This window comes from Alteromonas sp. ABH4_454 (genome assembly GCF_056311775.1).
In genome coordinates this window covers 1,558,801-1,580,233 of record NZ_CM149972.1, presented here as the reverse complement: position 1 = coordinate 1,580,233, position 21,433 = coordinate 1,558,801, and the positions used below count along the sequence as shown (strand labels likewise).

The window sequence follows — 21,433 nt, the reverse complement described above, 5'->3', positions numbered from 1 at the left end:
CTGCAAAGTGAAACCATACGAAAGAACGTAAGAAAATAACGCGATGAATCATACCGCAGAAAACAAAAAAACGCACAGTGCGTGCGTTTTTTTCATGTCAGAAACTAGGAAGTTTAAATGACTACTCTTCGCCTTCCAGCGCTTTTGCGAGCAATGCGGCTGGCTGGTAACCAGGAATCAATGAGCCGTCGGGCAAAACGATATTAGGTGTGCCGTTCACCCCTAGCTTTTGACCTAGCATATATTGCTCTGCCACTTTGTTTTTGCAGCTTGCGCTTGCCACATCACTGCCTGCCTTCGCTTTAGTTAACGCTTTTTGCGGGTTTTCAGCGCACCATACTGACACCATATCGTTGTAGTTTTCACTGTTTAAACCTGAACGTGGAAACGCAAGGTAATGAACCGTAATACCGGCATCGTTAAGCTCGTCAATTTCGTTATGGAATTTACGGCAATATCCGCAGGTGATGTCTGTAAACACGCTAATTTCGTGCTTTTCGTTTTCCGCTTTAAACGTGATAGACGACGATTCCATTGATGCTACGCCCTCTTTACGCAAGCCTGAAAGGGCCAACTCTGTTTCGTTGCGCATTTCTTCATCAATGTTAAAAACGCGAGCCTGAAGCAAATATTGTCCGTTTTCACTTACATAAAACAAGCCGCGGTTTGTAGATACCTGAACCAAGCCAGATACTGGAGAATCGGCAATGGTTTCTACATCTAGCCCAAGCATTGACGTTAACTTATCGCGGATAGCGGCTTCGTCAGCAGCTTGCGCACTCAACCCTAAAAGAGAACCTGCCGCTACTACGCTGGCTAACAAAATTTTCTTTACTGCTTTCACTAAATACTCTCCATTTTGCCATTTAAGCTTGTTTGTACTCACTTGGCCTAAATTGCAGCTGCCTAAATATGTGCTTTCATCTTAAGGCAACCACTAAACATTTTGATACTCATTACTTTCATGACCGACGAACTTAGCAAAAAATTGCACTTTTCACGCTAATTTTTTTGTTTATCTGTACTTTACGCTGTAACAGAATGCCATCGAGGTAACCGTGAGGTTAATAAACTACAACACCCCTAGTACTAGCCTACCACGCCTAATCTAAAGTAATTCTTCGGCTATATCCTATCACACCCCTTTTCATTTCATATATGTATAAGCAGAGGCTCGTCGTACACAAGGCTCAGTTTGTAGCATTCTCACTCAATGTGTTTTTTGACTCGTTAGCCTCGGGGGTGATGACTATGAATAAGCGTCTGCAGCCGCTCTGTCGCTACATGGGTGTAAATTTGGGTTGTTGATAAATCGCTATGACCTAGCAACATTTGTACTACACGTAAATCTGCTCCGTGGTTTAACAGATGGGTAGCAAATGCATGGCGCAGTGTGTGAGGGGATAAATGCTGTTCAATACCTGCTTTCACTGCATAGTATTTAATGCGATGCCAAAATGTTTGGCGTGTCATTTTTTGCCCGCGCTTGCTTAGAAAAACCACGTCAGAGGTTTTTGTGGCAAGAATAGGTCGCGCGGTTTTTATATAAGTTAATAACCATTCAATTGCATCTTCCCCAAGAGGGACTAAACGCTCTTTGTTTCCTTTACCTACCACTCTTACCACGCCTTGTTGAAGGCTAACTTGGTCCATCGTTAACCCTATTAACTCACTCACACGCAGGCCCGTTGCATAAAGCACTTCAAGCATGCTTTTGTCTCGGCATTCAATTGGGTCGTCAGTTAAAGGGGCATTAAGTAAATCTTCAACCTGCTGCTCGCTTAAAGAAGAGGGTAAGGCCTTTGGTGTTTTGGGGTTGGACAACGCAGAAACAGGACTATCTACGCGAATTTGTTTACTTATAAGAAACACAAAAAAGGCGCGAATGGCGCTAAGCGCGCGTTGCGTACTGCGAGTAGACAGGCCTTTATCATGGCGATAGGCAAGGTAATCTTGGAGCTGTTCAGTAGTCAGCACAGCAATATCCTTAACACCTTGATTGTTGCTGTAAATGGCAAGCTTAGTGAGGTCGGTGCGATAGCTTTGCTGAGTATGTTCTGACAGCCCTTTTTCGAGCCACAACATTTCAATAAAACCATCAATATGTGCCTGACTCGCCGCAGGCACATAGGTTAACTCACGTTCACTTTTTGCCATTTAGAAGCCACGCTTTTGCTTAATCAACTCGTAAGCTGACTGAATATCTTGCGCTTTCTTTTTGGCAATCTCCATCGCCTGTTCTGGTAGACCTTTAGATACCAGTTTGTCTGGATGATGTTCAGCCATGCGTTTTCTGTAAGCACGCTTTATTATTTTCTCATCGTCAGATGCAGCTACGCCCAGAATGCGATAGGCATCATCTAAGCTTTGCTGTTCTGAGTAGGCCGATTGCTGTCCACGGTGCCGCTGTCCTGATCCCGAGTGAGCACGTTGCCCCGCACCTGAGTTTGCCCGCTGCCTGAATCGAATTTCAGCTTCATACATTGAAATAAGATAATCTAAATCACGACGCCTGAAACCCAATGGTTTCGCCACTTTTTCCAGTACATTGTATTCTTCTTGAGAAAGCTGACCGTCGGCAAACGCGGCTTGAATAAGAATTTCCAAGAACACTTGCAGAATATCCCGACGACCGTGGCTGGCATCATAGAAGCCTTTTAACGTATCCACTAAAGGGAAGTCTCGTGCTTTACCCTCTCTGAATGCATCTTGCGCTTCGCGGCGGGCATCGCCTGTAAGGCGCATTTCGTCCATTAACGCTGTAGCAATTTGAATTTCTTTATCAGTCACTTTACCGTCAGACTTAGCAAGATGACCTAATGCGCTAAACAAGCTATGGAAGAAAATGGCTTGCTGCTTCAAATTGTCCTGATCAGTAAAAAAGCGCCCAAAGCCACCTAGCTGATTAAAGTCTTGGCGGTAGGCTTTATCAAAAAAGTGTCCGACTATCAGCCCTAGGATCGCTCCTGGTATTTTTAAAAACATAAAGCCGAACAAGGCGCCGAGGACTTTTCCCCAAATTGACATCGCGTCATTCTCCGTTGGTGCACTGTTTAGAAAGTTGATGTTACTGTCGTTAGTTCACGCCGTGCACTGCGCGTTAAGTACATCATCATATCAAATACATAAGTTAATTAACTAGGGCTTAAGCAGAACGAAATCAAGCTTACTGCCGCTGTCTTTGATGTGTTGACCATATAAAAGTGCATTTTTTTACCTGAATGGTTGGTAATTGCGACAGAAGCGCTTAGAATTGAGCGCTTGAATAAAATAGTAATAGCTAGTGAGCTCGACGCTTTATTACAGTGAAAGAAATAAAGGGCGCGATCACTGGTTTTTTTAATCGTTATGTCGAACTAACCGAGACGCACGTCGTCTTACTTGGGTTTAAAAGCAACATACAACAAAACAGGCCACCCATTTACGCATGAAAAACACCTGCGCCATGCTTGTTTCCGCGACTCTTTTGCCTACGGTCGCGTTTGCACAGGAAACGACAGCTTCAAATTCTCAATCAATCTCAGATGCAGCCCCTCTCGCATTTTGCTCAGTCGAACCTGTTACTTTTAGTAGCCAGGCGTTAATGCCTAAAGGCCATGTTAAAGTTGAAGCTAATCGTACAGAAATCATTCAAGACACTGTAGCCTTGTTTTCTGGCAATGTAGACATAACGTCAGACACCGCAATAATTAGTGCCTCTCAGGCACAAGTTAATGGAACCGGTAGTGGCCGCGACCTTATAGCAAAAGGCGATGTAACCTACCAAGATGCGCAGCTGAAAGTGGAAAGCGATGCGGTAACCTTGCGTTCTGAAGAAGAGCGCTTGGAGATGCAAAATACCCGCTATAAGCTGACTGGTTTTGTAGGGCAAGGCGCCGCCGAAGATATTGTATTAGATACCGATACCGGCATAGTACTTAAAGAGGTAAGTTTCTCTACTTGCCCTGAAGGTGATGAAGACTGGATGATTCGCGCGAGCGAAATCAGCTTAGAAAAAGGGACAGTATGGGGGCAAGCAAAACACACCCGCTTCTATATTGCCGATGTTCCAGTATTTTATTTGCCTTATTTTGCGTTTCCAGTAAGCAATGAACGACAAACCGGCTTATTATTTCCCGAGCTGACAAGCTCTAGTCGAACTGGCGTAGACTACACTCAGCCTTTTTACTGGAATATTGCGCCTAACTACGACATGACCATTTCCCCACGGTTGATGTCATTGCGCGGTCTTCAGCTAAATACCGAGTTTCGTTATCTAACAGACCGCAGTCAAGGGACCGCCTACGTTGAATATTTACCTAGCGATTCGGATATTTCAGGTAACCCAGACCGATATTTTTACCGCCTTGAACACCAAGGGTTAATTGCCGACAACTGGTTGCTCAATATTGATTTTAATGGCCTAAGTGACGACAACTACATAGTAGACCTTGGGTCAGACTACTACAGCCGCTCTGATACCCATCTATACCGAAATATTGGGTTGAGTTACTACTCTCAGAACCTTTCCGTCAGTATGCAGGTTAAAGATTTCGAAGTATTAGGTGATACTGCTGACAGCTATCGCGCTGTTCCAGAAATTAAAGTTAACTACAACAAAGCACTAGGCGAATACTTTGAGTTTAACCTTGACTCAGAAGTCGCTCATTTCGACAACACGTTAGATACTGCGCCAACCGCAACGCGATTCCACATTGCGCCAACGCTTGCTGTACCGCTTCGCGCGGCATGGGGTGAAGTCGTCGCCGAAACCACTGTTTTTCAAACTGTATATCAGCAAGACAACGTGGAAGGGACCGATTTAGAAGAAGATGTAGAGCGTACCCTCGGCCAGGCTCGTCTTTACGGTGCTCTATACTTCGAAAGAGATACATCTTGGTTTAGTGACGATATGTCGATGACCCTTGAACCTAAAATTCAGTATCTTTACACGTCTTATGAAGATCAAACTGCCATCGGCTTTTATGACTCAACACCGCTTTTGACCGATGTTGAAGGCTTGTTTCGAGGCCAAGAGTTTACTGGCCTTGATAGAATTAGCGACAACAACCAGATTACCCTTGGTGCCACCACTCGCATGTTAGATAAAAACAATCGGGAACAATTCGTTCTTAGTGTGGGTCAGATATTCTATCTTGAAGATAATAAAGTGGTCGCGGCAACTAAAAACCAAGATCGATCAGCCCTTGCCGCTGAGGTAGATTGGCGCTTTAACCAAAATTGGTTTTTCCATTCTGATGTGCAGGTCACCACTGACACAGATAAAGTTGACCTAAGCAGCGTGGGTATTGAATACCGTAAAGATAACGCGCGCTTTATTCAATTAAGTCATCGCTACGTTCGCGATCTGAGTGGTGAAACCATTAATCAAATAGGTATTTCAGCAAGCTGGCCAATTTCTGAAAATTGGCAATGGGTTGGCCGTACTTACCGTGATTTAGAGCGCCATCGAAGTGTAGAAACCTACGCAGGTATTCAATATGAGTCTTGTTGCTGGGCAGTTCGACTTGTCGCCCAGCGCAGTTTGAACAACCGCTACAACGACAGTGGCGTTCAGACAACGGATGATTTCGACTCTGGTGTGTCGCTACAGTTTATTTTCAAAGGTATAGGTTCATCTGGAACCCAAAGAAGCATGCTTGAAGACGGTATGTTTGGCTATCGCCAGCCTTATAGTTTAAATTAACCCGCAATTGAGCGCCTAGCAGCGCTTAAAAGCATTAACCAATAATAAAAGAGTGTGTATGAAGTTCATTATCCGTGCATTGATGTTAGGTGCCCTACTCTCGTTTAACAGTCTAGCACAAGAAGTGATGCTAGACCGCGTAGCTGTGATTGTTGATCAAGGCGTTATACTTGAGAGTGAAATTAAAGCCCTTGTACAAGACGTTAAGCGCAACGCTGAAGCTAACAACCAACAGCTACCTTCAGACCGCGCGCTTCGTACACAGGCTATTGAGCGTTTAATTACGAAGAGCCTTCAGCTACAAATGGCTGAGCGTATGGGTATTCGTATCAGTGACCCTCAACTTGAGCAAACCATTGGTAATATCGCGGCCAATCAAAATGCGACCGTAGAACAACTTCGCGCTCAATTGGCCGCTGAAGGCATTGCTTATGATGACTATCGCGAAGATATACGTGAAGAAGTTATCATGGGTGAAGTGCGCCGCGCGAACGTACGCCGCCGCGTTTATATCACGCCTCAAGAAATAGATACGCTGATTGATCTTATGGAGCAACAGGGTGCAACGCAGGCCGAATACCGTTTAGGTCATATACTTATTGGCTTCCCACCTGAACCAACAGACGAGGACATTCAGGCAGCACGTGAGCGCGCGGACAAAGTAATAGCCTTGTTAGAATCAGGCTCTGATTTTGCTAAAATCGCCATTGCCTCATCATCGGGTAACGAAGCGTTAGAAGGTGGTGATATGGGCTGGCTTAATATTAACGCTATGCCAACGCTTTTCGCAGAAGCAATTCAGGACAAGGATAAGGATGCGCTTGTTGGTCCTATCCGAAGCGGCGCAGGCTTTCACATACTTAAAGTGCTAGATACTCGCGGTATTGAGAAAGTTACCGTTGAAGAAGTGAACTCACGTCATATCTTGGTTAAGCCATCAATTATTTTGAGCGAAGAAAAAGCAAAAGAGATGCTAGTGCGCTTCAAAGAAGAATTGAAAAACGGTGAAGCGGACTTTGCAGAGTTAGCTAAAGAATATTCAGAAGACCCTGGCTCGGCCCTTCGCGGTGGCGAACTAGGTTGGTCTGACCCAGGTAATTATGTACCTGAGTTTAAAGAAGCATTATCACAGCTTGAACCTGGCGAATACAGCGACCCAGTGCGCACAGTTCATGGCTGGCACTTAATTCAACTTAACGACCGTCGCATGGATGACGCAACGGATAAACGTAAAGAAGATAAAGCATATCAGCTTATCTTTAACCGTAAATTTTCAGAAGAAACCGAAAACTGGTTACGTGAGATGCGTGATGCCGCTTACGTCGAAGTTGTCGAATCTTAATAATAAGTTATTCATGAGCACACCAATTAAAATAGCAATAACGCCGGGAGAACCGGCCGGTATCGGGCCAGATTTGATCATTAAACTGGCCCAGGAAACATGGCAAGCCCAGCTTGTCGTGTTTGCCGATGGCGACATGCTAAAAGCACGAGCAAGCGCCTTAGGGCTTCCGTTAACACTAATCGATTACGATGCAAATAACCCGCAGATACAAGATGCGGGTTCGTTGTTTATAAAGCAGATAGACAAAACCGCTGATGTTATTCCCGGAACCCTTGATAGTGAGAACGGGCTTTATGTAGTCGAAACCTTACGCCAAGCGTGCCAGGCCAATATGGACGGCGATTTTGATGCTGTTGTAACTGGCCCGGTACACAAAGGTATTATTAACAAAGCAGGGGTGTCCTTCAGCGGACATACTGAGTTTTTCGCCTACCAGTCTAATACCATTGACGTGGTTATGCTGTTGGCTACAGAAGGTTTAAATGTAGCGCTAGCTACGACTCACATTCCTCTTGAATATGTTGCAAAAGCGATAACCCGCGAGCGCCTACACAAAGTTATTAATATTATTAATACTGACCTGAAACTTAAGTTTGGCATTAATGAGCCCCACATTTATGTATGCGGATTAAACCCGCATGCGGGTGAAGATGGCCATATTGGTACTGAAGAGATCCACACTATCATCCCAGCGCTGAATGAACTAAGAGACGAAGGCCTTAAGATCACCGGCCCCCTGCCCGCTGACACCATATTTCAGCCTAAATACCTAGAAAATGCCGACGTTGTGCTAGCTATGTATCACGACCAGGGCTTACCCGTGCTAAAATACAAGGGTTTTGGGGCGTCAGTGAATATCACATTAGGATTACCATTTGTTCGCACTTCAGTCGACCACGGTACTGCATTAGATTTAGCAGGTACAGGTGAAGCCGACGCCGGTAGTTTCAGAAAAGCATTGGAAAAAGCCATTGAGCTTGCACATCATCAACAATGAGTAAAACACATTTAGGCCATACGGCCAGAAAGCGATTCGGGCAGAATTTCCTACACGATGACTACGTGATAGGTAAAATTGTTGCAGCCATCGCGCCAAAAAACGAACAAAACCTGGTAGAAATTGGACCCGGTTTAGGCGCATTAACAGACCCTGTTTGTGAAGAAGTTGACGCACTAACGGTTATTGAACTCGACCGCGACCTTGCCAAACGTCTGCGACATCACCCATTTAACGGCGAAAAACTAACCGTTATTGAACAAGACGCGATGACGATGGATTTCGGGGCACTATGCAAAGAAATGCCAATAAAAGACAAGAAGCTTCGTGTATTTGGTAACTTGCCTTACAACATTTCAACGCCGCTAATGTTCCACCTTTTTGATCATGCTCATTGCATCGAAGACATGCATTTTATGCTTCAAAAAGAGGTGGTGAACCGACTAGCTGCGGGACCGGGCTCTAAGAACTACGGCAGACTTTCAGTAATGGCCCAGTACTATTGCCATGTGATCCCTGTTTTGAATGTTCCGCCAGGTGCCTTCAAGCCACCTCCGAAGGTAGATTCGGCCGTTGTAAAACTAGTTCCGCATCAAGCTCCACCCGTTGATGTCGAATCGGTAAACACCCTTGAGCGCGTTTGCGCACAGGCTTTTAATCAGCGCCGAAAAACTATTCGTAACTCACTGAAAGACAGCTTAAGTGAGGAAGAAATCCGTGAGTTAGGGATAGACCCAACTTCTCGCGCAGAAGTGCTATCGCTTAACGACTTTGCCACTATAGCTAATGCTGTGTCGGCGAAAGAGCACCAACAAGAGCAATAAGTTCCTCTATGGATGTACTTGATATAAAGGTGCGGGTGAAAACCCGTCACCTTCCTGACCACCTGCCCTCAGATTCCAAGCAGTTCGCGTTTGCCTACCACATTACTATTGAAAACAATAGTGAACATACCGTACAGCTGCTTAGTCGCTATTGGAAGATAACCGACGCTAACGGTAAAACGTCAGAAGTAGAAGGTGATGGAGTGGTAGGAAAACAGCCTATAATGAAAGCTGGTGAACATTTTGACTATACCAGTGGAGCAGTCATTGACACACCGGTTGGCAATATGGAAGGCTACTATGTAATGGAACTAGAAAGCGGTGAGCGTTTTCGCGTTCCTATAAACGTATTTCGCCTAGCCATTCCAAGCATTCTTCATTAAGGTTTCTATGTCTAAAGGTAACACCTACGTCATTGGCGATATTCAGGGCTGTTATGACGGTCTTCGTCGCGTATTGGATAAAGTAGAATTTGACGAGACAAACGACAAGCTGTTTGCTGTCGGTGACTTGGTTGCAAGAGGAGAAGATTCGCTTAGCACATTGCGCTTTCTGAAATCTCTTGGCAGCCAGTTTAATAGTGTTTTAGGTAACCACGACCTGCACTTACTTGCCGTTGTAAACGATATTCGCAAAGCCAAAAAGTCAGATAAGTTAGACCCGCTTCTTAACGCTTCGGATTTAAACGAACTGGTTGATTGGTTGCGGCAGTTTCCTCTAGCGATGAAATTAGATGAAAACTCTGTGATGGTCCACGCGGGACTTTATCCTAAATGGTCTATTGATGAGTGCGTTTCACTTAGTGATGAAGTTAGCAACATCCTTAAGTCCGCTGATTACGCCACTTTTCTTTCAAAGATGTACGGTAATACACCTGACAACTGGTCAGGTAAACTCGAGGATGACGAGCGACTGCGCTTTATTGTGAATGCGTGTACGCGCATGCGGTTTGTTCATACCGATGGCACCCTCGACTTTGATAACAAGTCTCATCCCAGTACCGTTTCTGATTCTGCTATTAGCACCCTAAGGCCTTGGTTTGAAGTAGACAATACAAAGCTTACAGCTAGCCAGCGAGTTATTTTCGGACACTGGGCCGCCCTTTCAGGCCAGACAAACAACTCGCAGTTTGTTGGGTTAGATACTGGCTATGTATGGGGGCAAAGTATGACGCTATTGAATTTAGATACCTCAACTTTGGTTAGCGTACCAGCGTAGAATCATTGTTGTATTCACGTCTTCAGATATGAAACTTGTCCGAATAAGAGCCAGCTTTTCCTGCTCTTACTGGTTGTACCAGTAATAACAATTAGACTTAAGTGCTAAATAAAATAAACATTAAGTCACTGTAGCCGATACACTTACTTGTGAAAGTAACGATGATGTTTCGTTACCTGCTCAGCATTCAAGCATGCATCACTTTATAAGTGCTATATTTTGTTAGCTGAGGCGGGTAATATCGTTGGGGATAAAAATAAAAAACACTCATCCAGGAGTTCCGATGAAAATAACGGTAGCCACACGCGTAATCGGGGGGTTTGTAGCGATTAGCGCACTTCTAATCGTTATAAGTGTTGTGTCACTTTATAACCTCAATTCTATAGGCTCTGCAACAGAAGAAGTAAACGACGTTGCCTTGCCCACGGTAGCAGGCAGTAATGCACTCAAAGCAAGCTTCCTAAATATGGGTCGGCTTACCTTCGAAAGCTATATCGAAGAAGATTTAAGTGATCTTAAGGACAAGAGAGCGTCATTTAGCACTGCCAAAGATACCTTTGAAAATGAGTACAATAAGCTAGCACAAGCCGTTAGTAACGAGCCAGAGCTTAGAAACACGCTAAACAGTGTTCGTGAATCTTATGATGCGTATATTACCAATGTTGAGGCTATGTACAAAAATCACCAAATGTACCTCGACTTGCGAAACAATATACAAGACAAACTAGGTGATGCTGAAGATAACGCAGACGATGCCTCTACTTACCTTCTGGATTTTTCAGACCTAGACGCGGTTCAACGCGATCCCAACCTCAGACGTGCTGCTGAGATCGGTGGTCAACTTGAAACTTCGCTTCTCTCTCTTCTTACTGTTTCATACGAGTACATTAAAACCGAAACACTGGTGCGTTCACAGACGCTCGGTAACGAGGTCGACCTTGTAGTTGAAAAAGTAGTTACCCAGCTAAGCGAAATGGTTGAAGCTGCGGGGGGTCGTGATGACTCAGGTACACTTGATGATATTAACGACTTAGTTAATGACGCCATCAACGCCATAAAAGCTAACGACGGCGTTGTGCAGCTTCATGTCGACCGACTAGAGCGCAGAAATGACGCTGAACAAGCACTTAACGCATCAGATTCAAATATTACGCAGGGTGTTGTCGCACTTGAAAACCTGCTGAATCTTGCTGATAAGAAAGCATCTCATATAGAAAATCAGGTGAACGGTGCTATTACAACGGGTAACACCTTTGTTATTGTTGTTGTTCTCATCTCTATTGCCGTAGCAGCCTTTATTGGCTACGTCACAGTTCGCGCTATTACACGCCCGCTTTATCGCGTAAACGAACTACTTACTGTTGCGTCATCAGGTGACCTTACTCATCGCCTAGACGATTCAGCGCAAGACGAGTTTGGGCTACTAGCAAGAAACTGTAATACGCTAATTGGCAACCTGAAAGAGCTGATTACTGCTATTAACGTTCGCGCAGAGCAGCTAGCTGCAGCGTCGGAACAAACGTCGGCAGTGACGGCACAAACCACCCACTCTATTCAGGATCAGAAATCACAAATTGGCCAAGTTGCAACGGCGACAACAGAAATGCACTCAACGTCGCAACTTGTTGTGCAAAATGCCGAAGATACGCTTAGCCAAATTCGTCATGCAGATGCCGAAGCTGAAAATGTTCGCCAGATATCGCTGGAGAACAAAAACACTATTGAAATCTTGTCTCGCGATGTTCAGGAAGCAGCCGACGTGATTAACAAGCTTCACCAAGATAGTGCAAGCATTGGTGGTATTCTTGACGTTATTCGCGGTGTTGCCGACCAAACTAACTTACTTGCATTAAATGCTGCTATTGAAGCTGCCCGTGCCGGTGAACAAGGGCGAGGCTTTGCGGTAGTTGCAGATGAAGTAAGAACCCTTGCTAGCCGTACGCAAGAATCGACGCAAGAAATCAACGCCATGATTGAAGTGCTTCAAGCTGGGGCTGAAAAAGCGGTGTCTGTCATGGACCAAGGTAAAGAGCAGACCGCGGCTTGTGTTGCACAAACCGAAAAAGCCACGCATGCACTAGATATCATTACCGATGCGGTTCACAAAGCCCATGATGTTAGCTCTCAAATTGAGCAGTCAGCACGTGAACAAAATACCGTATCGCAAGAAATTAGTGAAAAGCTTGAAACCATTGTAGGCATTGCTGAAGAGACGACAGCGGGTGCACAGCAAACGTCTGAATCTAGCCATGAAGTGGCACGTCTTGCCGAAGAGCTACAGCAGTCTATCAGGCAGTTTAAAGTTTAAACACTGCTTACACACTATTTATGAAAGGGGCTCACGCCCCTTTTTTTGTGCCTGTTCCGAAAACACTTAGCAACACTAAACTGAGCATTAATAGGCTTTTCAACGTAGAAACTTTACAAATAACACACTTTAAAAACCCTATGCTTACTAACTTTTACCGTCTGTCACTTTTTATTGCTACGATACTGATATCCACCATGAGCCAGTCTGAACCAACATATTACAAAGATACAGAAACACTGCCCTATACAGTTACCAAAACACTGGCTGATGATATAGAAATCAGACATTACAACCAAGCTGTTGGCGTTATGTCTAAGGGAAACGAAGATACAGGGGCATTCAACCTACTTTTTAACTATATCTCTGGTGAGAACAAAACGAATAGCGATATCTCTATGACTTCCCCAGTGGAAGTTGGTAAGGGTTCACAAGAAATTGCGATGACTTCGCCTGTTGAAGTGTCGTCATCAGAAACTATGATGTTTTTCTTACCCAGTAAATATGACATGCGAAGTGCACCTACCCCCACTAACGAAAATGTATCTCTTGTTGCCGTACCTGAGAGAACCGTGGCGGCTATCCGCTATTCAGGCTTTAGTAGCGATAGTGATAAAGAGGAATATACCCGTAGACTGCGCAAAGTATTGGAAGAAAACAATATCGAAACGGCGGGTTCACCTAGCTACATGGGTTACGACTCTCCATTCACCCTGCCTTGGAATAAGCGCCATGAAATTATTATTCCGGTAGAAGCTCCCTAGCTACTTGTACTTATCTCAAAACAAAAACGGCCGCCCTGGGGCGACCGTTTTCTTATGCTTTACGTAAACCTAATACTTATTCAAACAATGCCGAATGCAGCTTGCGAACCACATCATCACTGTCGGTCTCGTTAACCAAGAACGATAGGTTGTGTGGGTTAGCTCCAAAGCAAATCATGCGCAGGTTAAAATCAGAAACCGCAGATAGAATCTTACTTGAAACTCCAATAGCCGTTTGCATGTTGTTACCTACAACGGTGACAAGGTCATAACCTTTTTCTACTTTAACGTCACAGATAGTTTCAAGCTCGGCAATAGTCTCTTTATTCAAACGCTGGGCTACAGAATTCGCGGGGTTATCAAGAGTAAAAGATACCGAGATTTCCGATGTTGTTACCAAATCAACACTCAGCTTATGCTTAGCGATGATAGCAAATACCTGCTGTAGGAAGCCTTGCGCGTACATCATTTTCGGTGTTTTCACTGTCACCATTACTTGCTCTTTACGGCGAGTAATAGCACGGTATGGTGGTTCGTGCTCACAATCACGCACAATCCATGTACCACCCTTTTCAGGCTCTTTGCTTGACCCTACAAACACTTTAATGTCTTTACGCAGGGCAGGCTCCATAGTAGCAGGGTGTAGTACCTTGGCACCAAAGGTGGCCATTTCCGCCGCTTCTTCAAAGCTCAGTTCAGGCAGCGGATGGGCAGCAGGAGTAATGCGCGGATCAGTTGTGTACACACCCGTTACATCAGTCCAAATCTCGCACGATTCGGCATCAAGCGCTTCTGCAAGTAGTGCAGCCGTAAAATCAGAACCACCACGACCTAACGTTGTAGTGCGGCCTTCTTCATCTGCACCAACAAAACCTTGTGTAACTACAATCGCGTCTTTGATTTCTGGCGCGAGCAGCTGTTTGGCAAGTTTTTCAATTTCTTCTATTTGAGGCGCGCCTTCACCGAATTCGCTGTCAGTACGAAGTACTTTGCGAACATCAAAGTTCATGGTTTTCACGCCTTGCTCTGCAAGCACTGATGAGAACATCAATGATGACATTCGCTCACCCATAGATAGCAGCTGATCTTTTAAATCATCGCGGTGAAGTATTTCTTCGTGAAACGCTAAGCTGCGCATTTCTTCTAGCAAATCGTTAAGTTTAGGCTCTACTGCATCTTTGTCATCAAGCTTATTCAGAATAGCCTGTTCTATATCCACAATGGCTTTGCAGGTTTCTTCAATTTGCTGTTGCGTCATTGGCGTATGCGCTAGGCTAACAAGGTGATTTGTTACCCCAGCTGAAGCGCTCACTACCACAATGCGTGTTTTTTCATTACCGGCAACAATTCGGGCGCAGTTTTGCATTACTTCGTAATTCGCTACGCTAGTTCCACCGAACTTAGCTATCGATAAGGCATTTGTCACTATATTTAACTCCAGAATAAAACTAGCTTTTCGCTAGCAGCAACCGCGCTGTACGCAGTTAATCAATCGTTATTTGGTCGCCTACTTTTATATTATTCTTGGCAAACCACCCTTGGTTCATTTCCAACGCGTAAAGTACCTCTTTCGATGATCCGACCGACTCCAAACTATGAGGAGTGAGAGGTTTTATATCCGTTATTACGCCATTTCTGTCGATAAATGCTACGTCTAAGGGTACAAAGGTGTTTTTCATCCACATGCCCGCAAATTTGGGGCTAGAAAACTTAAAAAACATACCGCAGTCTTCGCACAAAGCTTTGCGAAACATAAGGCCCTGCGCGCGTTGTTCAAAGGTTTTGGCATACTCAACTTCATAGTGCTTGCCGCCAATCTCCAGTGTAATGGATTCGAAGTCCACTGAATTCAGCGACGATACAGGGTCAACCTGCGCTTTTGCACACCCTAAGGTTAATACAAGTGCAGCAACAATAAAGAAAGATTTTCCCATTAGACATTCCTTTTCGCCATAAAAAAAGCCGGTCACCACTAAGGCAACCGGCTTTGTAGTTTATACACTATTTTAAGCAACATTCAACGTCGGAATAATGCGCGCCTTAGCTTCTTCTTCCGCCTTTTTAAAGCTAGGCATTTTGTCGAAGTTTAAGTAGCGGAATACTTCACCCGACATCGCGTTAATTTTGCTGGCGTACTCCATGTATTCTTCGGCAGTTGGAATGCGCCCAACAATAGCCCCCACCGCGGCAAGCTCTGCTGAGGTCAAATAAACATTCGCCCCATCGCCCAAGCGGTTAGGGAAGTTACGAGTAGACGTTGAAAGCACAGTAGCGCCTGCATCAACTCTTGCTTGGTTACCCATACATAGTGAGCAACCGGGCATTTCTGTACGTACGCCCACCCGACCGTATATGTTGTAATACCCCTCCTCCATTAGCTGAGCTTTGTCCATTTTAGTTGGTGGCGACATCCATAAACGGGTTGGAAGTGTTTTATTGTATTGCTCAAGCAATTTGCCGGCTGCACGGAAGTGGCCAATGTTTGTCATACACGAGCCAATAAAGACTTCATCTACCTTATCACCTGCAACGTCTGATAGGGTTTTCGCATCGTCAGGATCATTCGGGCAGCACACGATAGGCTCTTTAATGTCGTTAAGGTCAATTTCGATAACCTCGGCATATTCAGCATCCGCATCGGCGCGCATTAATTCCGGGTTAGCTAGCCACTCTTCCATTTTCTGCGCGCGGCGCTCTAGCGTACGAGGGTCGCCATAACCTTCATTAATCATCCAGCGAAGCATGGTAATATTTGAACGCAGGTATTCAGCTATCGACTCTTCAGAAAGGTTAATAGTACAACCTGCAGCTGAACGTTCTGCCGACGCATCCGATAACTCAAACGCCTGCTCTACAGTCAGGTTTTCCAATCCTTCAATTTCTAAAATACGGCCAGAGAACGCATTGATTTTGCCTTTTTTCTCTACCGTTAATAGCCCTTGTTTAATGCCATATAGCGGAATGGCATGTACAAGGTCACGTAAGGTAATGCCCGGCTGCATCTCGCCTTTAAAGCGCACCAATATAGACTCAGGCATATCCAGTGGCATAACGCCCGTTGCTGCTGCAAACGCCACCAAGCCAGAGCCGGCAGGGAACGAAATACCTAATGGGAAACGAGTATGCGAATCACCACCAGTCCCTACTGTGTCAGGCAGCAGCATGCGGTTTAACCAGCTATGGATAATGCCGTCTCCGGGACGAAGCGATACCCCACCTCGATTCCTAATAAAATCAGGTAGCGTGTGCTGGGTTTCAATATCCACCGGCTTTGGATAAGCAGCAGTGTGACAGAAGGACTGCATAGTTAAATCGGCAGTAAAACCTAAGCAAGCTAAGTCTTTAAGCTCATCGCGGGTCATTGGCCCCGTGGTATCTTGCGAGCCCACGGTTGTCATTTTAGGTTCGCAGTAGGTGCCTGGGCGAATACCTTCAACGCCACACGCTTTGCCCACCATTTTTTGCGCTAGCGAGAATCCCGCGCCGCTGTCTTTTGGCTGCTCAGGCGTACGGAATAAATCCGTTGGGCCTAAGCCTAGTGTCTCACGCGCTTTCTCGGTAAGACCGCGCCCGATGATCAGGTTAATACGTCCGCCGGCACGAACCTCATCTAAAATAACTTTCGATTTATAGCTGTATTCTGCAAGTAACTCACCAGTCTCGTGATTAGTAATTTTTCCTTCAAATGGGTAGATATCAATCACATCTCCCATATTCATTTTTTCAACGTCGGCTTCAAATACTAATGCGCCAGCGTCTTCCATAGTGTTAAAGAAAATAGGTGCGACTTTGGAACCGATACATACGCCACCACCCCGTTTGTTAGGCACACCCGGCAAGTCCTCACCAAAGAACCACAAGACAGAGTTAGTCGCCGACTTACGCGATGAGCCTGTACCTACTACATCACCAACAAAAGCAACGGGGTAGCCCTTGCTTTTGACTTCTTCTATTTGCGCCATTGGACCTTTAACGCCTGGCTCTTCTGGCTCTAGTCCTTCGCGAGGCATTTTGTAAGCTGCAAGAGCGTGTAACGGTATATCTGGACGAGACCATGCATCTGGAGCGGGAGACAAATCATCGGTATTGGTTTCACCTGTAACCTTAAACACCGTGTAAGTAATTTTATCGTCCATTAGCTTGCGCGATGTAAACCACTCGCCTTCAGCCCAAGATTTAATAATATCAGTGGCGTATTCATTACCCGCTTTGTGCTTCTCTTCCACATCGTGATAGGCATCAAACATCAGCAACGTATGTTTTAATTCCTTGGCAGCCAATGGCGCGAGGTTTTCATCGTCAAGTAGCTCTACTAACGTTGCAATGTTATAACCGCCATGCATATTTCCCAGCAATTCAACAGCTTTCTCTTTTGAGATAAGTTCACAACTGTCTTCGCCTTTTGCAATAGCACTTAAAAAACCAGCTTTGACGTACGCCGCTTCATCAACCCCCGGTGGTACACGCTCTGAAAGCAACTCTAGTAAGAATTCTTCTTCACCTGCTGGCGGGCTTTTTAACAAATCGACAAGGGCTGCTACCTGTTCTGCATTAAGAGGTTTTGGGGGGATATTTTGGGCTGCACGCTCTTCAACGTGATTGCGATAGTCTTGTAACACAGTCTCTTCCTCTAAGTTAGCTTGCGCAATGGGAGTAAACGGTCTTGTACGCACTTGACGCAAGGAGTGTTTAATTAATCATCAACAGTATAACTTCACGGGCTAAATTTTGAAATTTTTAGCCTCTATAATCCGCTTATAATCACTATTCATAACATTACTTTTGAACGCTAAAAGCGATTATAAGACAACTTATAAAATGACAAAAACAATTACTGGTTAATTAAGTTATAGGGTTTAATATTGTGAAGACAAGGGTTTAGCTTTATGTGAGATTTGCTCAACTGAAGCGCATCGTAAAGGATAGATAACAGTTAATTAAAAGTTCGATATTGAGGCTATTTCGCTTATTAATAACCGTACTATTTTGATAAGTCGAGCTATTTTGATAAGTCAAAGCCGGGTCTAGTGCGAAGGTAGCTGGCAAATTTTGGCTTGCCGTTTTTCGTTACACCGTAAAACTTGAAAGTTACCCAGCTACCTACCGCCGGAGGCGCTTGCCGGTCTTTGTTAGAAAATCCCGTTCCCAATTTAAATCGAATGCCGGCAGATGTTTCTACCAGCAGTGAACCCATCATGCCTTTAAATTTTCCTTTCCCTGGAAGTTGCGCCAATACTTTCGCTTCAGCATCTTCAAAATGTTTTACCTTTAGTAGGTTGTCACTACGCCCTGTCTGGTAAAACGCCTTCCCGTGATGAAGCATCAGCCCTTCACCACCGTCTTTAGTTACTTGTTTAAGTTCTTCCTTTAGCGCGGTTAGAGACGAAAGCTTAAACTGAGGGATCACGGCAAATGTAGGATTGGGTGTGGCCTTTCTAAGACTATTAAGCTTGTTCAGTCGGCTGTCAAAACGCTGGCCTGCTACAGGCATGTCGAAGGCCATAAACCTAACCTTAGCCCAGCGTGTGTCTGATATAGACGCGGCTGCAACGTCGTCGGATGTAGTTTCGGCGCTGTTTTCGGCGCTAGTTTCTACCCCAGACAAAAAATTAGCGACAAGGTGCGACTTCCCTTCCGTTAACTTAGAAAGCACGATGGAAGCAGTAAGTTCAAATTGCCCTCTTTCTATCCAAAGTTCACCGTCGATAGTCGCTTTAGGCCAATTGGCGGTAAACCAAGCTGGCGCAAATATTTTGTTTTTGTTTCGGGTCCTAAGTTCAGTGCCATCCCATCGTGCCCGAATACCGTCTAACTTTTCGCTCACCCAGTAATCGGTGATGTTTATATCTTGGCGGCTGTGTTCATACTGCTTGGCAAGCTGCAAACCGTTCACAATATCAAGCTTGCTCTGTGCACAAACGTGAGTAAGTGCAGTAAATAAAAACATACAGACAGATGTCAGAACATAACGCATTGGCTCTTTCCAAAAGTTATTAAACGGAGCCCGTTAAAGCCATTAGAAAGAGACTAAAACGACAAAGGCAGAGTAAACTACTCTGCCTTTGGACTTTTTTTAACTGTACGTAAGAAGGTTTTTACTTGGCTGAAAAAATTTAGTCAGTGATGATATCTAGAACAGAGATAAGCACATCCTCGGCTAATGCCTCACCAAACGTTCTTTCTTCGTCACGTCTCTTTTGGTAGGTCTCCAAACATGCGTTTAGCCGCTCATCAGCAGTATTAACTTCATAAACTTCTGCGCGATTAGCTTGCTCAATACAGTGTTCAGTTTGCGCTGTCGAAACCGTACTGCATCCGCTCGAGAAAGCAAAAAGCAGTAGGGCTATAACAGTCGCTATTTGTGAGTTCAAACTTAAATCCTTTTATAAGACGTTTTTCTTTTCAACGTAATACTATTCACTTAATAGGATCAAGCGCGTTTTAATTTTAATTTTTCTAAAACAGGGGGTTATTTGGATTATCGACACCTTAACTACACGTTACTCTGTATAAGCCTCTTTAGCAATATAGGAACTTTCTGTAGACATTTCTCCGCCCAAATATTTTGTCAGTACAGCGTGTAGTTCCGTTTTATTGACGGGTTTTGTGAGATATCCATTCATCCCGTATGCTAGTGCTTTATCTATTTCTTCGGCAACTACCGCGGCAGTGAACGCTATAATAGGAATAGTAATGTTTGCTTGTCGCAACGCTAGAGCGGCTTCAGAGCCGTTCATTTCAGGCATGTGTAGGTCCATTAAAATCAGGTCGACATGCTGCTTTTGTGCGACTTCCACTGCCTCTTTGCCGTTATCTGCTATCACGACTTTTAATCCTGTGTCTTCTAACAAGGATTTTGCGACAACCTGGTTAATGTCATTATCTTCTGCAACCAAAACAGTAAGGTTTGAAAACGACGGTTTACTGTTCTGTTCTTTAGTGCCAATTACACTATCTGTAATCTCAAACGGTAATTCGAAGTAGAACTCACTCCCCTGGCCAACAGCGCTTTTTAGATACACGGTGCCGCCCATTGCTTCAACTAAACTTTTTACTATCTGTAATCCAAGTCCAGTACCTCCGTGTACCCGATTTATGCTGCTGTTCGCTTGGGTAAATGCGTCGAATACGCGCTCTTGTTCATCAACGTCAATCCCCTCTCCCGTGTCTTTTACCGAAAATCTTATAAATTGGTGGGTCTTCGAAGCTTCACCTTTCGATAGGCCAAGGGTTACACTGCCCTTATGTGTAAACTTGATCGCGTTACTCACTAAGTTGTTTAACACTTGTGAGAGGCGAGTAGCATCACCCACCACATTGGTATTCAATGCCTTGTCTACATTTATTCGCAATGAAATTCCTTTGTTCTGCGCCAATTGCGCATAAAACGCCACACAATCTTTCGCAGTACTTTTTAGATTAAAAGGAATGTTCTCCAGCGCGAGCTTACCTGCGTTCAGTTTAGAGAGATCTAATATGTCGTTCAAAATACGGTTAAGCGATAACCCTGAACGCTGAATCTTCTCCAGATTAGGCCGTGCACTTTCCGATACCTCATGAGATAGCACTACATCGGTTAATCCCAAAATACCGTTTAATGGCGTGCGAATCTCGTGTGACATGGTGGCAAGAAATCGTGATTGTGCAGCCGACGCTTGCTTTTCGTTCTCGAGCGCTCGGTTTAACTCGAGGGTTTTCTTTTTACTTTCTAGTAAAGCTTTCTCCAATTGGCTCGCTAAAACATAGATGATTAGGGAAACAATCACGTTTGTTAGACATAACCTAAACCAAAGACCTTCATCGTAGGGTTTATCGTAGAAAGGGACCAGAAAAGTGCAGCTTGCGAGCACCACCATGGCAACACCTCTCCAGCTATTTGAAAGCAACAAAATAGGAAATATGGTGGCAATAGGTGCAAGGGCTGCGGGCATAAGTCCATTGCTTATGACCAAATAAGGGGCCACTGGAATCGTGAGTAAGGCCCATAACTTTGCTAATAGCTCCTGTTTTTTAGGAAAGGTGAGACCTACTACAGATATGACACACCACGAGAGACCAAAAAACGACGCCACATAAAGGTTATCGGGTTGTTTAATAGCAATAACCACGAGTATCAGTAGAGAAAAAACCAGCAAAATTTTAAACCCTGCGCTTCGCAAGGTCATGGTGACTTCGCCAAAAGATTCAGTTGCTGTGGTGTACTGCTGCGACATTAGCGTTCTAAAGATAAGTAAACAGTTGATAAGACAGTATAAGTACTAAACAGCGATTTTGCATAACAATAATAGGGT

At 44.6% G+C, this 21,433-nt stretch carries 16 protein-coding genes and 1 pseudogene; 8 read left to right on the top strand and 9 right to left on the bottom strand.

Annotated elements, in window-relative coordinates; all coding sequences use genetic code 11:
- Nucleotides 1-121: 121 nt before the first annotated feature.
- The 3 genes from dsbC to djlA form a co-directional block, all read right to left on the bottom strand.
- Complete coding sequence (gene dsbC / locus ACYX4W_RS06920; RefSeq protein ID WP_474853700.1) at nucleotides 122-844, bottom strand: bifunctional protein-disulfide isomerase/oxidoreductase DsbC; 723 nt, start codon at nucleotides 842-844, stop codon at nucleotides 122-124.
- Nucleotides 845-1,230: 386 nt separating this feature from the next.
- Entirely contained in the window at nucleotides 1,231-2,157 is a 927-nt protein-coding gene (gene xerD / locus ACYX4W_RS06915) for a site-specific tyrosine recombinase XerD (protein ID WP_476075079.1), read from the bottom strand.
- The gene (gene djlA / locus ACYX4W_RS06910; protein ID WP_476075078.1) at nucleotides 2,158-3,027 is read right to left on the bottom strand and encodes a co-chaperone DjlA; all 870 of its coding nucleotides are present in this window, start codon (nucleotides 3,025-3,027) and stop codon (nucleotides 2,158-2,160) included. It abuts the gene before it with no gap.
- A gap of 400 nt (nucleotides 3,028-3,427) precedes the next feature.
- Between djlA and lptD the strand changes: the two genes are divergently transcribed.
- The 8 genes and pseudogenes from lptD to ACYX4W_RS06870 all read left to right on the top strand — a co-directional run bounded on the left by lptD (nucleotide 3,428) and on the right by ACYX4W_RS06870 (nucleotide 13,142).
- Nucleotides 3,428-5,686, top strand: coding sequence for an LPS assembly protein LptD (lptD, locus tag ACYX4W_RS06905; RefSeq protein ID WP_476075077.1), 2,259 nt, complete (start codon nucleotides 3,428-3,430; stop codon nucleotides 5,684-5,686).
- A gap of 49 nt (nucleotides 5,687-5,735) precedes the next feature.
- A pseudogene (gene surA, locus ACYX4W_RS06900) lies at nucleotides 5,736-7,028 on the top strand (peptidylprolyl isomerase SurA); the annotation flags it as partial.
- 13 nt (nucleotides 7,029-7,041) lie between these two features.
- Complete coding sequence (gene pdxA / locus ACYX4W_RS06895; RefSeq protein WP_476075076.1) at nucleotides 7,042-8,028, top strand: 4-hydroxythreonine-4-phosphate dehydrogenase PdxA; 987 nt, start codon at nucleotides 7,042-7,044, stop codon at nucleotides 8,026-8,028.
- Nucleotides 8,025-8,852, top strand: coding sequence for a 16S rRNA (adenine(1518)-N(6)/adenine(1519)-N(6))-dimethyltransferase RsmA (rsmA, locus tag ACYX4W_RS06890; protein ID WP_118490239.1), 828 nt, complete (start codon nucleotides 8,025-8,027; stop codon nucleotides 8,850-8,852). The genes pdxA and rsmA overlap by 4 nt, the downstream gene beginning before the upstream one ends.
- An 8-nt stretch (nucleotides 8,853-8,860) precedes the next feature.
- Nucleotides 8,861-9,235, top strand: a complete 375-nt coding sequence (apaG, locus tag ACYX4W_RS06885; protein ID WP_118490240.1) for a Co2+/Mg2+ efflux protein ApaG — start codon at nucleotides 8,861-8,863, stop codon at nucleotides 9,233-9,235.
- Nucleotides 9,236-9,242: 7 nt separating this feature from the next.
- Nucleotides 9,243-10,070 carry a symmetrical bis(5'-nucleosyl)-tetraphosphatase gene (locus ACYX4W_RS06880; protein ID WP_476075075.1) on the top strand — a complete coding sequence of 276 codons (828 nt, stop codon included), beginning with the start codon at nucleotides 9,243-9,245 and terminating at the stop codon, nucleotides 10,068-10,070.
- A gap of 283 nt (nucleotides 10,071-10,353) precedes the next feature.
- Complete coding sequence (locus ACYX4W_RS06875; protein WP_476075074.1) at nucleotides 10,354-12,378, top strand: HAMP domain-containing methyl-accepting chemotaxis protein; 2,025 nt, start codon at nucleotides 10,354-10,356, stop codon at nucleotides 12,376-12,378.
- A 197-nt stretch (nucleotides 12,379-12,575) separates the two neighbouring features.
- A complete protein-coding gene (locus ACYX4W_RS06870) occupies nucleotides 12,576-13,142 on the top strand; it encodes an SOUL family heme-binding protein (RefSeq protein ID WP_476075073.1) in 567 nt (188 codons plus the stop codon).
- A 76-nt stretch (nucleotides 13,143-13,218) separates the two neighbouring features.
- Here ACYX4W_RS06870 and lysC read toward each other — a convergent pair whose 3' ends face one another.
- The 6 genes from lysC to ACYX4W_RS06840 form a co-directional block, all read right to left on the bottom strand.
- The gene (gene lysC / locus ACYX4W_RS06865; RefSeq protein ID WP_476075072.1) at nucleotides 13,219-14,568 is read right to left on the bottom strand and encodes a lysine-sensitive aspartokinase 3; all 1,350 of its coding nucleotides are present in this window, start codon (nucleotides 14,566-14,568) and stop codon (nucleotides 13,219-13,221) included.
- A 58-nt stretch (nucleotides 14,569-14,626) separates the two neighbouring features.
- Nucleotides 14,627-15,076, bottom strand: a complete 450-nt coding sequence (locus ACYX4W_RS06860) for a DUF192 domain-containing protein (RefSeq protein ID WP_476075071.1) — start codon at nucleotides 15,074-15,076, stop codon at nucleotides 14,627-14,629.
- Nucleotides 15,077-15,148: 72 nt separating this feature from the next.
- The gene (gene acnB, locus ACYX4W_RS06855) at nucleotides 15,149-17,761 is read right to left on the bottom strand and encodes a bifunctional aconitate hydratase 2/2-methylisocitrate dehydratase (RefSeq protein WP_476075450.1); all 2,613 of its coding nucleotides are present in this window, start codon (nucleotides 17,759-17,761) and stop codon (nucleotides 15,149-15,151) included.
- 380 nt (nucleotides 17,762-18,141) lie between these two features.
- The gene (locus ACYX4W_RS06850; RefSeq protein ID WP_476075070.1) at nucleotides 18,142-19,116 is read right to left on the bottom strand and encodes a DNA ligase; all 975 of its coding nucleotides are present in this window, start codon (nucleotides 19,114-19,116) and stop codon (nucleotides 18,142-18,144) included.
- Between the two features lie 139 nt (nucleotides 19,117-19,255).
- Nucleotides 19,256-19,513, bottom strand: coding sequence for a DNA ligase (locus ACYX4W_RS06845; RefSeq protein WP_476075069.1), 258 nt, complete (start codon nucleotides 19,511-19,513; stop codon nucleotides 19,256-19,258).
- Between the two features lie 129 nt (nucleotides 19,514-19,642).
- Nucleotides 19,643-21,355 carry an ATP-binding protein gene (locus ACYX4W_RS06840; RefSeq protein WP_476075068.1) on the bottom strand — a complete coding sequence of 571 codons (1,713 nt, stop codon included), beginning with the start codon at nucleotides 21,353-21,355 and terminating at the stop codon, nucleotides 19,643-19,645.
- Nucleotides 21,356-21,433 lie beyond the last annotated feature (78 nt).